Origin of the sequence: Chrysosporum bergii ANA360D (assembly GCF_029891735.1) — a bacterium.
In the GTDB taxonomy this organism is placed as follows: Bacteria; Cyanobacteriota; Cyanobacteriia; order Cyanobacteriales; family Nostocaceae; genus Umezakia; species Umezakia bergii.
This window is the reverse complement of sequence record NZ_JANQDH010000114.1, coordinates 1-14,012: the sequence shown is the minus strand read 5'-3', so window position 1 is coordinate 14,012 and position 14,012 is coordinate 1. Positions and strand designations below refer to the sequence as shown.

Here is a 14,012-nt window from a genome sequence, read left to right as displayed (position 1 = left end):
TTACTATACTTTAATTATGCAATCCTGTTAAAATAATTAATCACAGCATGAGCGATCGCTTCATTGCCATCTTTAGCTAAAACCACAGATTGCCTTGCAGGTTGCGGTGGTTCATGCAGAAAATGCCAATTACCATCAAAAAATTCCTCTGGGGTGACAACTTGATGAGCATGGTAATTAATAATACCTTCTAATAAAAAATTAGCTTCAGCAAAATCATCACGGGGAATGGTCACCACAGGAATATCAAGTTTTGCGGCTTCGGAAAAAGTTCCGTAACCAGGCTTAGAAAGGACACGTCCACAAATAGGCATAAAATCCACAGGGCGGTATTTCTTATCCGCAACTTTACGCGCATTAGGTACATCTGGAGCAGACTGATCAAAAATAATAAATTGCCAATCTGGAAAATATTGTAAATTTTTATAAGGAATTGCTTGTAAACCCAAACCTCCAAAAGTCAACAAAATCGTTTTTTCTCTGGGGGTGGTTATTCCCCAAGTAGCCCGTAACTCATCCTCAGAATAACGGGGATAACCGCCAGTCAAGCCCACATCACTAATATGATTAAACGCGGACATAGGTTCGTGAAAAGGCAAACGAAACAAACTTTCGCACTGGGAATAACACTCACTAATCCAATCAGCCACGGAAATAAAATCACCACCCCAATCTCGATATATCAAATCCCAACCAAAATTACTCATCATCCAACAAGGAATATTAGCCCCTTTACCAAACAAAGGAGCCAAAAAGGGAACATCAGCCAATATTAAATTTACTCGATTTTGGCGGATAAAATTAACCTCAGAAGCAACCAGGGAATTTTGATGTTGTTTAATTTCCATTAACCTGGCCAAAGTTGCTGATTTATCCATTGTCAAGCTATCCGCCTGCACTACACCCAAATCAAAAGCCCGGGGACGATGGATAAAATCACCTTGTATATAGCAGTCCAGCAACCACCGGGGAGCCGTTGTCACCATAATCAGCAACACGTCAGGGTATAACCTTTGAATCGTTGCTGCTACCGATGCTGTGCGAGTAGCATGACCAAATCCGTGGTTAGTGATTGCTACGTATAAAGTTGGCCGCATAATTCGTAATTCCTAATTCTTGAGCAACAATTAAACAAAAAATAGCTTAAGAGTAGCAAGCAGGATGCTCGCACTACAATTGACTTATTCCCTATTAAAAAAACAATGACTAAATGGTTTAATACCGCCGGGCTTTGTCAATCGGATATTCATTATATGCTTCCCACTAGTGAGCGTTTACCCCAATTAAAGCGACTCATAGATCAGCGCAATTATTTTGTCATCCACGCCCCTAGACAAACGGGAAAAACTACTGCCATGCTCACCCTAGCACAGGAACTCACCGCTAGTGGTGAGTATACTGCTGTGATCATATCCGCAGAAGTGGGTTCGGCTTTTCCCGACCAGCCAGAAGTAGCAGAGCAGGCGATTTTGGCTGCTTGGCGAGATGCTATGATTTAGGTCTGTGTCGCCATGACCAAGGGCCGGGTTTAGAAATTGCTAACCCCATTTATCAGGAAGTTGTACCCAGAGTTTTAGCTTATACCCCCACTATGTCTTTAGGTGTGATTGAACCTAGATGGTTAAGTGCTACGGGAGAATTAATACCAGAACAATTTTAGACTGTTCATCAAGAGTAGCAGGCAGGATGATTGACTGTAAGATGCTCACCAAAATTTGGAGAAACAGGTATTCTGCTAGACTCAATTGACTTTTTAAGTGCTTTTGATAGAATCAAGGTAACATTTTGATTAAATAGGTCTTATTGACAATATCTGACCTATCTTTTTTTACCATGAATCGTTACATTCTTTACAGTGTCTTGTGTTCAGCCTTGTTTGTCGCCCCGTCAGGTAGTTTGGATATTTGATTTTGATATAAATTCTCTTCATTTTTAAATCTAATTTAAATCTAAAAATTATATTTGTCATGAGTCTTGGGAGGGATTATCATAAATAAGATCAAATTACTGTAAACTGCGATATTGATAAATTTACAGGATAGATTTAGGTTATTAACTATGTAAACAGGATTTAATAATGGTAAATACTATGTTACAGTCAGTTGAAGGAATTTATAAATACGGTAAGGTTGAATTGGCGCAGTTACCATCAGATATTTTAGAAAGTCGTGTGATTGTGACTTTTTTAGATACTAAAATCAATCAACACAGACAGCAGATGATGCCGTTTGGTATATTTTCTGGCAATAAACAGTCAACAGCAGTAGATTTTAAAATTGCTGAGTTTTATGGGGATATTCAGGACAGCTGAGACTGATCATAAATACTTATGAAATACGTTATAGATACTCATGGGTTAATCTGGTTTCTGGAAGGTAATTCCCGGTTAAGTACAACAGCTAAAGCTATTCTGTCTCAAGCTGATGCTCAGTTAATTATTCCTACCACTACTTTGGCTGAGGCTGTTTGGGTTGTGGAACAGGGTAAAACATCTATTCCTGATCCTAAAGATATAATTTCCGTAGTACAAGCTGACCCACGTGTAGTCATTTACCCTTTTGATCAAGAAGTGTTAGCAATGACTCTGAAATTGTCCGCTATTAATGAAATGCACAACAGGCAAATTGCAGCCACTGCAATAATTTTGGCTAGTAAAGGTGAAGATGTACGGTTACTAACTTGTGATAAAAATTTAACTGATTCTGGTTTAGTTGCTGTGGTTTGGTAGTTGGTGAATCAAAGCGATCGCGTGGCATATTAGCCACAATCGAGTATACAGCTGTACCCATGGACATAAACTATATTGTAAACTTTTGTTGCAGGGTTCAGTAATTCTGCATATTACCAAATCATTGTTAAGTTTAAAACAAAATTGTTTAAAACATTTTCCCCTGAGACTGTGGCTGGAGACTGGAAAATTTCCACATCTTTTGCTGGTCTATAAATCTCCACTTGCTGAGATTTACGATTAATTAATAAACCTAAATGTACACCGTTTTCTATGTATTCTCTCATTTTTTCCTGTGCAATCTTCAAAGTATCACTTGGGGAAAGTAACTCAATGACAAAATCGGGGGCAATGGGGGGGAATTTTTCTTTTTGTTCGTTAGTTAAACTATTCCATTTGCTTAAGTGCATCCAAGCGGCATCAGGAGAACGATCTGCACCATTAGGTAATTTAAAACAAGTGGAAGAGTCAAAGGCTATGCCAGTACCATCAATATCAGTCCAATTCATTAATTGTTGAGTGATTCTGGCGTTTTTATTTCCCGTTTCTCCTCCTGTGGGTGGCATGATAATTAATTCTCCGGTAGCAGTGCGTTCAAATTTCAAGTCCCGGTTTGCTTGACATATCTGGAAAAACTGTTCATCTGTTAATTCCACTACTGGTTTGAGGTTTATGGTTAAAGCATTCATGGTGGTTTTTATAGATTGAAAAACGCCGGCTGGTACTTTGATCATTTTAGATGTAGTTGATTTATGTTATAACTTAAGTACTTTTTAAGGTGGTGATTGATTTCGGCACTGGCGTAGCCAATGGCTCTTTCTAGGTTAAGATTAATCAGATTTATCAAGCAAACTCATGACAAAGAGAATCAATAAGTACTTAGTCACACAAATTACTGCACTTTTGACTATCTTGCTCCTATCATTTGTATTTTGTTCAGTACCAGTAGCGGCCCAAAACATTGAAAACATTAACGGTAGTGTGGTTAGCGTTGCTGACGGGGACACTATAAAAATTCGTCAGAAGAATAACCAAATAACAACAATACGCCTGGCCTGTATTGATGCTCCTGAAATGTCGCAAATTCCTTGGGGAGAAGAATCTCAAGTCAGGTTAAAGCAGTTTCTCCCTATTGGAAAAAAAATAACATTAAAACCTGTGGATACTGATAAATATAACCGCTTAGTGGCTGAGATATTCAGTGACAACAGAAATATCAATGTGGACATGGTAAAAGAGGGGAAAGCTGTTGTTTACCAAAAATATTTAAGCAATTGTTCAGATTCTCAAACCAGTTTACTACAAGCCCAAAATACTGCGAAAGAGAATGGCTTGGGACTTTGGAACCAACAGGTTCCCGAAATGCCTTGGGATTTCCGACGTGGCAAAAAATCTAACAACAAAAGCATAAATACAACTTGTGATCCTGCTTACCCAAATGTTTGTATTCCTCAGTATCCCCCTGATTTGAATTGTCCAGATATTCCCTATCGTAAATTTAAGGTTTTATCCTCTGACCCACATGGTTTTGATCGAGATGGTAATGGTCTTGGGTGTGAAAGTTAAGTTTAATAACTAACCACAGATGGGGTGGAATTGACTCATTGTTCAGCAGCATTGATTAAAATTTCATCCATCCAAGCATTGATACTTTTTCCTGCTTTTTTAGCAGCAATAAAAATTTTACGATGATGTTCTGGAGTGGTGCGAAATGGCAATTTTCCAGAAAAAGGCTTATCCGGTTCTTCTCCTAATTCTTCACAAAAAGCTAAATACCCATCAATAGAATTCTGAAATTCTTGACGTGCTTCTTCTACGGTTTTAGCTTTAAAAGTAATCACATCATTAATATCAAGAACTCTGCCAAAAAGTATTCCTGCTTCTACATCTACTTCAACTGATGCTGTATACCCTTTGTAAGTCAACATAATTGTAATAACCTTAATTTGATTTTGTTGTGGTTGCGGCAATTTTTGGAATTACCGCAAATTTTCAATATGGGCTAATTATAAATTAACTAAACTATTTATGGTTCAATTCCTGCTTTTATCAAAAATTCTCTCACTGCTTTCACGGATCCTTTATCGGTTTCTTTTTCAGGATGTGGTTCATGAAAAAAACCCCTTACCTGATTTAATTTAACTCTAACTCTTGAACCACTTCCTTGACTAATATCAGCACCCAAAGCTATAAATAGACTTTCAATATCTTGCCAAATAATATTTGCTCGGACAGGATTTTTAAAAATTAATTCTAAAGTTTCTCTTTGTTTATTATTAATAGCCATTCATTACTTCCTAAATATGTTATTACAGATTCATAACCCAAGCAAGTGACAGCAAGGAGTAAACTGGCAATGAAGCTACTGACAGCACCAGTATTGAGACCATTTAAAAGCGTTAAACCTAGTTTGACAGAATGTTTCATTGTTTTGTTAACTCCTTTCTTTAGCTTGTATTTGGTTACGACTTAGTTTTAAGTATATCATACTATGATATCAGTCCAAGATTTTTATGACCGAAAAAACGGACACAGAAATATACCTGTGTCCGTAAATTTAATATACTTTATACAAACTGAGAATGTTTACTCAATTCCTTCGATGCGGTCTTCGACTTCTTGGTACAACTCGCGGAGGCGGTCTAAATTCTCCTCGCTAGTTTCCCAATAACCGCGACCATTGACTTCCAACAAAGTTGAGACAATCTTGCGGAAAGAATGGGGGTTGAGATTCATTAACCGTTTCTGCATGGCTTCATCTTTGATGAAGGTTTCGTTGGTATCTTCATAAATCCAGTTATCTACAGCACCGGCTGTGGCGCTCCAACCAGTGGTATTAACCAACCGCTTGGAAAGTTCCCGCACACCTTCGTAACCGTGAGATAACATCCCCTCATACCATTTGGGGTTTAACAACTTGGTACGGGCATCTAAACGCACAGTTTCCGATAATGTCCGCACCTGTGCATTAGCTGTGGTAGTGTCTGCAATGTAAGATGCTGGCTTTTTCCCATCACTGCGCAGGGTTGCAACCAACTTAGTGGGATCTGAGTCAAAGTAGTGGGAAACGTCCGTTAAGCTAATTTCTGAAGAATCGAGATTTTGGAAAGTTGCATCAGCAGTTTTTAAAGTAGTTTCAAAAATCTGCCGTGATTCATCCATAACGCCGGGGTTATCGGAGTTGAAAGAAAATGATTTCCGTCTCAAGTACATTTCCTGCAACTCGGCTTCACTATCCCAAGTGCTGTTTTCTACCGCCAAGTTGATATTTGACGAGTAAGAACCAGAAGCATTAGAGAAAACGCGGGTAGCTGCTTGTCTGAGGTTAATTCCCATGTCCTCAGCTTGTTGTAAAGCGTGTTTGCGAACAAAGTTCATTTCTAATGGTTCTTCAGCCTCAGCAGCCATTTTCACGCCTTGGTCTAGCAGGTTCATTTGGTTAATGAACAAGTCACGGAAAACCCCGGAACAGTTGATAACTACATCTATTCTGGGTCGTCCCAACTCTTCTAAAGGTATTAACTCTAATTTGTTCACCCGTCCTAAAGCATCAGGAACCGGACGTACACCAATCATCCACATGATTTGTGCTAGGGACTCACCGTAAGTTTTAATATTATCGGTTCCCCACAGAACACAAGCAATGGTTTCTGGCCACTTACCGTCATTTTCTGCTTTGTTACGTGCCAATAGCCGATCTACAACGATTTTAGCTGATTGGACTGCTGCGGTGGTGGGAATGGCTTGAGGATCAAGTGCGTGGATATTCTTACCTGTGGGCAACACATCTGGGTTACGGATGGGGTCGCCGCCAGGACCAGGTAGAATGTACTCACCTTCTAAGCCTTGGAGTAATGCGCCGAGTTCGTTATCTGCACAAACTTGTTGCAGGCAAAATTCCAAATACTCAAATAGTGGTTTTAAAGCGGCACCATCCACTTGGGTATAACCAGCTTGGTGTAATGCTTCTACCCAAGGTTGCTTTTTACCCATGTTAAAGAAGTTCAACCGGGAAACTAGGGAAACTCGCCCTTCCGCGTCGGTTTGTGCTTTCACCAGTGCGCCCACAGCGCCCCGGGTAGCTAAAGTGATGTCTTGTAGTAGTTGCACATCTTCTAAAACCCCTAGGTCGCTGTTTTGGTAAATTTCGTCAATGTTACGCCCCATGCTGTTGGCAATGATGCGGGGTAAGCTGAGAATTTCTTCTTCTTGACGGTCTAGACTGGCGATGTTGACTAGGGTAGCCACTGCTTCTTCGGCGGTGGGTGGTTTACCAATGATGTGTAAGCCACAAGGTAACAACCTAGACTCAATTTCCATTAATTTCCGGTACACGCTGCCAACAATATGATCTCGCTCATCGGCAGTCATATCTTTAGCATCGGTTTCTGGTAGATTAATGTCTTTATCTAAGTTGACAATGCGGCATTTATCCATGATGGTGTTGACAATGGGAATACCCCGCCCAGTATCTTTTAAGGTTTGGTAAGAACCAATTAACTCGCTGAGTTCTTTTAAACCTTTATAGAGACCAGCGTTTTCTGCTGGTGGTGTCAGGTAAGAAATTGTTTCAGCATAACTGCGCCGCTTGGCAATGGTGGCTTCACTGGGGTTATTGGCTGCGTAGTAATACAGGTTGGGAATTGTGCCAATTAAGTTATCTGGGTAACACTCGCCAGACATCCCCATCTGCTTACCAGGCATGAATTCTAAGGAACCATGAGTACCAAAGTGCAGCACCGCATCTGCGCCCCAGATGCGCTCTAGGTAGGTGTAATAGGCGGCGAAGCCGTGGTGAGGACTAGCAGAACGGGAGAACAATAACCGCATGGGGTCGCCTTCGTAACCAAAGGTCGGTTGTACGCCGATGAAGACGTTACCAAATTGCTTACCGTAAATCAGTAGGTTTTGCCCGTCGCTGTTCAGGTTTCCTGGAGGTGGTCCCCAGTTTTCTTCTAGGCGTTGAGAGTAGGGGGTGAGTGCTTCATACTCTGGTACTGACATCTTATAGGCGATGTTCAGTTCTGGGCTGGCATACTGGGCTTGGGCATCGTGAATGACTTGTTCCATCAACGCTTTGGCGTTTTCGGGAATGTCTTGTACATCGTAGCCGTTATTTTTCAGCCCTTTTAATACTTCATATATGGAACCGAATACATCTAAATATGCTGCGGTTCCGACGTTACCCTTATCTGGGGGGAAGCTGAAAACGGTGATGGCAACTTTTTTGTCTAGTTTGGGCTTGCGGCGTAGGTTAGCCCATTTTAATGCTCGTTGCGCCACTGCTTCTACTCTATCTTGGAGAGCGTGAGCTTTACCTGTAGCCCCATCTCTACCTGATAAAATGATTGGCTCAATGGCTCCATCTAATTCAGGGATGGCAATTTGTAAAGCCACTTGAATGGGATGTAAGCCTAAGTCGCTATCTAACCATTCTTCGGTAGTTTGGAATACCAAGGGCAAGGCTACCATATAAGGGCGATTTAAGCGTTTGAGTGCTTCAATGGCTTTGGGGTGGTCTTGTCTGGCAGGTCCGCCCACTAAAGCAAAACCGGTGAGTGATACAACTGCATCTACTAACGCTGTCTTGGTGGTGGGTTCATAGAAGTAAGCATCTACAGGTTTGGAAAAATCCAATCCACCGGCAAATACAGGTACTACTTTGGCTCCTAGTGATTCCAATTCCTGGACGATGGCCACATAATGGGCATCATCACCTGTAACTAGGTGAGTGCGTTGTAATACCAAACCTACACAAGGAGCTAAGGGATCTTTAAGATCGCTTGAAATATCCTTGCGGGCAGTATACCAATTCAGGTATTCTTTGACATCTTCAAACATTGTTGTTGCCAAAGGATGCCAAATTCCCATGTCGGGATAGACAACTGGCGCTTCATATGTGGGAGATGCAAAATTTTGCTTGTCTACATCTTTTAATACATATTTGTCAGCTAGCATCAGCAAGAAGTTTTCCAGGTTTTCTGGTGAACCTCCCAGCCAATATTGAAAACTGAGCATGAAGTTTCTTGCGTCCTGTGCCTTTTCTATGGGCAAGAACTTTAAAACTTGGGGCAGAGTTCGCAGCAGTTTGAGCATTCCGTCTTGGAATCCTGCTCCGGATTTTTCTTTGCGTTTCCGCATGAATTGAGCGATCGCACTCTTTGATTGTCCCAGCTGCGCCAAGGAAAAGCTACCCATTTTGTTGAGGCGCATTACTTCTGGCATAGATGGGAACACAACGGAAACATCCAGGTGATGCCGATGTGGTTCAACGGCAGTAACTACTTTCTGTGCTAGGTCTTCTATGAAAATAAGTGAAGCGATAAAGATATTAGCATTTTCCATATCCCGTTTGAACTGTTCATAGTTCTCAGGGTCTCGGAGTTCCTCGATCAAGTACCCGCTAACTTCTATGGCTAGGTTGGGATTTTTCGAGTTAATCGTGCTAACAGCTTGCGACAATGCACTTTGATACTGGGACTCCAGCACGACATAGACCACCTTAATTAAATTACGTCCGCCTAAGTTCTCAGGCGCAATATGTCTAATGGTGGACTTGACGTGGGTGAACATGCAGATAAGCTCCTTTGATGCGTGTTCTCTAATAGAAGTTTTCAGCGACATCTGCCGCCAGAGTTACTTCTTGTTTTTCGGCAATATTAATTTCTTATCAGAAAAACTCTATCCCTAGAGCATTTTTCGGCCTTTATGACACAAAACGATATAAAAAAATAAATATTTATTTATAAAACTTGACAAAATGACAAAGTGTTTACTCACATTTATGTAAATAAATTGTAAGAATCTGGGATTGTCTACTTTAAAGGACAAAATATGGTATTATCGGCAATCACCAATCACCAATGACTAAACCAGTTGATATAGTGATACTCTCTAACGGCCCTGGTGAAGTAACAACTTGGGTGCGTCCAGTGGTCAAGGCTTTGCGCCAAGAACTAGGGGATAATCCCTGTGCAGTGAGGATTTCTGTGATTTTGTCCCCCTGTCCAAATGCTAGTGGTCGGGAAGCAGCGATCGCTATTTCCTACCCGGAAGTAGATAGAGTACAAGCACCAGAGCATTTTTGGCGGTTTTTGCTGTGGGGTAAAACTGCTGAAAATTGGCAATGGCATCATAGGGGTATAGTGGTTTTCTTGGGTGGTGATCAAATTTTTCCGGTGATCATTGGTAAAAAACTGGGTTATCCCACCGTGGTTTATGCCGAATGGGAAGCACGCTGGCATAATTGGATTGACCGTTTTGCGGTGATGCAGCCCAAGGTGGCGGAAAAAGTATCTCCAAAATATGCCCACAAATTCACGGTTGTGGGGGACTTGATGCTGGAGGCGCAGAAATTTGAGCAGGTTTTAAGTTTCCAGTCTGACTCAAACGCAGAAATAATTGGCTTACTACCTGGGTCAAAAGCGGCAAAGTTATCCCAGGGTGTACCATTAACCTTAGCGATCGCTGAATACATCCACAGGAAAAGACCCCAAACTAAATTTGTCATTCCCGTTGCGCCCACCTTAGACCTACAAAGTTTAGCCAGTTTTGCTAACCCTGAAAACAACCCCTTTGTCAAGGTCTTTGGTAATTCCCCTGGTGTTTTAATTGAATCAGACAATCCTATCCTCGAAACAGAGAAGGGTTTGTCTGTGCAACTGTACCGAGAAAATCCCGCTTATGAATTATTATCCCAGTGCAGTATCTGCTTAACCACAGTGGGGGCAAACACAGCTGAACTTGGGGCTTTAGCCGTGCCGATGATTGTTTTGATACCCACACAACAACTGGATGCTATGCGTTCTTGGGATGGTTTACCAGGATTATTAGCAAATTTACCGGGGCTGGGTTCCACCTTTGCTAAAATCATTAACTGGTTGGTATTGAGTCGCAAAGGTTTATTAGCATGGCCGAATATTTGGGCAAAACAGGAGATAGTACCAGAACTGGTAGGTAAACTTCAGCCGGTGGAAGTAGGAGAAATGGTTTTAGATTTTTTAGCTCATCCAGAAAAGTTAGATAAGATGAGAAATCAGCTTCGCAGTGTCAGGGGAGAAACTCTCGCAGCCCAGAAAATAGCAGAGATTGTCCGAGATGAAATCAGCAATTATATTTAACATGGGGGGCTATGATTCTTGATGATCAATATTTCCTAGGGTAAATTGCAGGTAAACAAATTACAAACATATATTTTGTAGTGCTTGCATACTATGGCTATCCTCAGTCAATACAAGTCTTGCCCGCTACCTTACCTACTGACATCAAACCCCCTGTATCTGGAGTAGTTGAATTACCTAATAACTACTGTAATTTATGAATAGCGACCTACAAAAAGTATGTATTGTCACTGGTGGTAACTCTGGTGTTGGTTTGATGACTGCCTTGAGTCTAGCTCAAAAGGGATATCACGTATTTATTGGCTGTCGTTCTATGACTAAAGCCACTCAAGCCCTGAAATATATTTGTGACAATAGTGGAAATAACAAAGTTGAGTTTTTGCCCCTTAATTTAGCTTCTTTAAAATCAGTTCGTCAATTTGTAGATTTATTTACAGCCAGACAACTTCCTCTACATATTTTAGTAAATAATGCCGGGATTTTTCATCACAGAGGTACAACGGAAGAGGGATTTGAATTAATTTGGGGAACTAACTATTTAGGACATTTTTTACTTACATATCTATTGTTAGAAAAACTCCAAGTTTCCGCTCCTAGTAGAATTGTGATGGTAAGTTCTGACTTAGCATTAAGTCCCCAACATATTCCTTGGGATTTGTTAGTGAAAACAACACCCTTTAATTTTCTACAGCTTTACTCTGTTTCTAAATTATGTTTATTATTATTGACAACTGAACTAGCAAAACAGCTACATCATCGCCATGTAACTGTTAACGCAGTTCATCCCGGATTTGTCCAGTCAAATATTACCATTGGGCATCGTGTCAGTAAATATTTAGGTTTAGGCATTACTCCAGAGCAGGGGGCAAAAAGTAGTTTATTTTGTGCAACTTCTAGGGAACTACAACAGGTAACTGGAAAATTCTTTAATCCTGAATGTCAAGAAATTACCTTGCCAAAAATAGTTACAGATATTACAATAGTTAAGCAACTTTGGGAGAGAAGTTTAATTTGGACTGGGTGTCAGCACCACCAGGGAAATGTTGTTAAGAATTATGATAATTATGATAATTTTACCGAAATTACTGGACCATATGCCCTGAAGTTAGATAGTAAAGAAATCGCTGATATTACTAAAACTATTTTTGCGGATGTATTACCCAAACCACCCCATAGATTATTGTTTTTACGTCTTTTAGGTCTTGTATTTAAGTTAAAATTTGGTTCATTTTTCCTCTTACTATTTCAATTGAAAAAACAGCAATTTAACATGGAAAGACATATAGATTCACCAGCAGTGTGGAAGTTATGCCATGATGAAAATTTGTTAGCCAAGTTGCAAGAATATTTAGGTGAAGAAATAGTATTATGGCGTTCTGAATTATGGGCTAACTATCCCGCCCAACAATTAATTCCATTTTGGCATGAAGACTCTTATCCTAAGTTACTTGTCGGCGAAGGTAAAACAATTAATATTTATATTGCCTTGACTGAAGTAAATGAGTTTAATGGTTTTGAGTTCATCCCCAATCATGATATTACAGATGAACTAGCTGTGAAAGTCACAGATCCTTTTAGCGGTAATAATTTTTTTGAAATTACTGATGAATTGGCAGCAAAGGCGGTAAAAGTAGTCTTAAAACCTGGTGAGTTTGTGATGTTTACTGATAGTCTTATTCACCGTTCTGTATGTAATACAAGTGGTCAAACTAGATTATCCCTAACTTTAAGGTTAACTCAACCGACTAAGCATATTAATTCTGGCTATAATCCTAATTTTCAAGGGACTGTGTTGTTAGTTTCTATGAATTAGAGGTTTTGGTTATGACTAGTGTTAAGTCAGAATTGTTGAAGGCTAGATAAGCTATTATTAATATAATTACAAAATTCTTTAGACCAATTATGAATGCACCGAATACCATTATAAAATTAGTTGAGCATTTTCACCAGCAAATAGATTTATATAAAGCAGGTGGAATAAACGAAACACAAACTAGGATTCAGTTTATTGATCCATTTTTTGCGGCTTTGGGATGGGATATTAGCAATCAACAACAGGTTGCTGATATTTATCAAGATGTAGTTCATGAAGATACTTTAAAAATTAGTGATGCTAAAAAAGCAAAAGCCCCTGATTATAGTTTTCGCATAGGGGGAGTAAGAAAGTTTTTTGTTGAAGCTAAAAAACCGGCTGTAAATGTAGGGACAAATATTAGTGCTGCGTTTCAACTAAGGCGTTATGGATGGTCTGCTAAATTAACTCTGAGTATTTTAACGGATTTTGAAGAGTTTTCAGTTTATGATTGTCGCATCATGCCCCATAAAAATGATCCAGCTTCTCAAGGAATAGTTAAATATTTTAAGTATACAGAATATGTAGAAAGATGGGCAGAAATTTATCAAATTTTCTCTAAAGAGGCGGTGTTAAATGGTTCTTTAGAAAAATTTGCTGAAAGCAAGGTAAAGGCGGGTGTTACAGTTGATCAAGCATTTTTGCAGGAAATTGAAACTTGGAGACAAAATTTAGCAGCTAATATTGCTTGGCGCAACCCCCAAATTAATCAAAGAGATTTGAACTTTGCTGTCCAAATCACAATTAATAGAATTGTTTTTTTACGCATTTGTGAAGATAGGGGAATTGAAATTTATGAACAGTTATTAAATTTATTAAGATTAAATAATATTTACCAAGAACTAGGACGTTTGTTTATTAATGCTGACTATCGTTACAATTCTGGTTTATTTCATTTTCAACCAGAGAAGGGACGGGAAGAACCGGATGATTTTACTCTCAATCTGACTATAGAAGATTATCCTTTAAGAGCAATTATTAAAAAACTGTATCCCCCAGAAAGTCCCTATGAGTTTTCTGTGATTCCTGTGGAAATTTTAGGACAAGTTTATGAGCAGTTTCTGGGGAAGGTGATTACTTTATCCGCCGGTCGTCAAGTGGTGGTGGAGGATAAGCCAGAAGTAAGAAAAGCCGGAGGTGTTTATTACACTCCTAGTTATATTGTTGATTATATTCAGGACTTACGCAACTGGCACAGGCGATCGCTAGAATATAGTATTATTGTACTACAATAAATAACATAACTGGCACAATCAGTCTCGGTGCGGCGGAAGCGTCGCGCCGAGACTAAACTCCAGTAAAAAGCCAATTT

The 14,012-nt window shown here is 39.8% G+C and carries 13 protein-coding genes; 8 read left to right on the top strand and 5 right to left on the bottom strand.

All coding sequences use genetic code 11. From position 1 onward, the window contains the following. Nucleotides 1–14: 14 nt before the first annotated feature. On the bottom strand, nt 15–1,100 hold the full coding sequence (locus NWP17_RS16165) for a glycosyl transferase (RefSeq protein ID WP_280655931.1): 1,086 nt from the start codon (nt 1,098–1,100) through the stop codon (nt 15–17). Nucleotides 1,101–1,202: 102 nt separating this feature from the next. Here NWP17_RS16165 and NWP17_RS16160 point away from each other — a divergent pair, with 102 nt between their 5' ends. The 4 genes from NWP17_RS16160 (at nt 1,203) to NWP17_RS16145 (ending at nt 2,728) form a co-directional block, all read left to right on the top strand. Further along, nucleotides 1,203–1,499, top strand: a complete 297-nt coding sequence (locus NWP17_RS16160; protein WP_342394017.1) for a hypothetical protein — start codon at nt 1,203–1,205, stop codon at nt 1,497–1,499. Continuing rightward, nucleotides 1,478–1,660 carry a hypothetical protein gene (locus NWP17_RS16155; RefSeq protein WP_280655897.1) on the top strand — a complete coding sequence of 61 codons (183 nt, stop codon included), beginning with the start codon at nt 1,478–1,480 and terminating at the stop codon, nt 1,658–1,660. Before NWP17_RS16160 ends, NWP17_RS16155 begins: the two co-directional genes overlap by 22 nt. Before the next feature lie 429 nt (nt 1,661–2,089). After that, a complete protein-coding gene (locus NWP17_RS16150; protein WP_280655896.1) occupies nt 2,090–2,311 on the top strand; it encodes a hypothetical protein in 222 nt (73 codons plus the stop codon). Nucleotides 2,312–2,329: 18 nt separating this feature from the next. Next, entirely contained in the window at nt 2,330–2,728 is a 399-nt protein-coding gene (locus NWP17_RS16145) for a type II toxin-antitoxin system VapC family toxin (RefSeq protein ID WP_280655895.1), read from the top strand. 113 nt (nt 2,729–2,841) lie between these two features. On the opposite strand, the gene NWP17_RS16140 is transcribed toward NWP17_RS16145, so the two are convergent. Further along, nucleotides 2,842–3,417: a Uma2 family endonuclease gene (locus tag NWP17_RS16140; RefSeq protein ID WP_280655930.1), complete on the bottom strand. Its 576-nt coding sequence runs from the start codon at nt 3,415–3,417 to the stop codon at nt 2,842–2,844. Between the two features lie 166 nt (nt 3,418–3,583). Between NWP17_RS16140 and NWP17_RS16135 the strand changes: the two genes are divergently transcribed. Further along, on the top strand, nt 3,584–4,294 hold the full coding sequence (locus NWP17_RS16135) for a thermonuclease family protein (RefSeq protein ID WP_280655894.1): 711 nt from the start codon (nt 3,584–3,586) through the stop codon (nt 4,292–4,294). Between the two features lie 35 nt (nt 4,295–4,329). On the opposite strand, the gene NWP17_RS16130 is transcribed toward NWP17_RS16135, so the two are convergent. From NWP17_RS16130 to NWP17_RS16120, 3 genes are all read right to left on the bottom strand, one after another. After that, nucleotides 4,330–4,656: a type II toxin-antitoxin system HicB family antitoxin gene (locus tag NWP17_RS16130; protein WP_280655929.1), complete on the bottom strand. Its 327-nt coding sequence runs from the start codon at nt 4,654–4,656 to the stop codon at nt 4,330–4,332. A 98-nt stretch (nt 4,657–4,754) separates the two neighbouring features. Next, nucleotides 4,755–5,015, bottom strand: coding sequence for a type II toxin-antitoxin system HicA family toxin (locus tag NWP17_RS16125; protein WP_280655893.1), 261 nt, complete (start codon nt 5,013–5,015; stop codon nt 4,755–4,757). 299 nt (nt 5,016–5,314) lie between these two features. Next, nucleotides 5,315–9,301 (bottom strand): magnesium chelatase subunit H, encoded by a 3,987-nt coding sequence (locus tag NWP17_RS16120; protein ID WP_280655892.1) that lies wholly within the window; start codon nt 9,299–9,301, stop codon nt 5,315–5,317. 290 nt (nt 9,302–9,591) lie between these two features. Here NWP17_RS16120 and NWP17_RS16115 point away from each other — a divergent pair, with 290 nt between their 5' ends. The 3 genes from NWP17_RS16115 (at nt 9,592) to NWP17_RS16105 (ending at nt 13,935) form a co-directional block, all read left to right on the top strand. After that, on the top strand, nt 9,592–10,848 hold the full coding sequence (locus NWP17_RS16115) for a glycosyltransferase family protein (protein ID WP_280655891.1): 1,257 nt from the start codon (nt 9,592–9,594) through the stop codon (nt 10,846–10,848). Between the two features lie 196 nt (nt 10,849–11,044). Continuing rightward, a complete protein-coding gene (locus NWP17_RS16110; protein ID WP_280655890.1) occupies nt 11,045–12,661 on the top strand; it encodes an SDR family NAD(P)-dependent oxidoreductase in 1,617 nt (538 codons plus the stop codon). An 89-nt stretch (nt 12,662–12,750) separates the two neighbouring features. After that, the gene (locus NWP17_RS16105; RefSeq protein WP_280655889.1) at nt 12,751–13,935 is read left to right on the top strand and encodes a type I restriction endonuclease; all 1,185 of its coding nucleotides are present in this window, start codon (nt 12,751–12,753) and stop codon (nt 13,933–13,935) included. Nucleotides 13,936–14,012 lie beyond the last annotated feature (77 nt).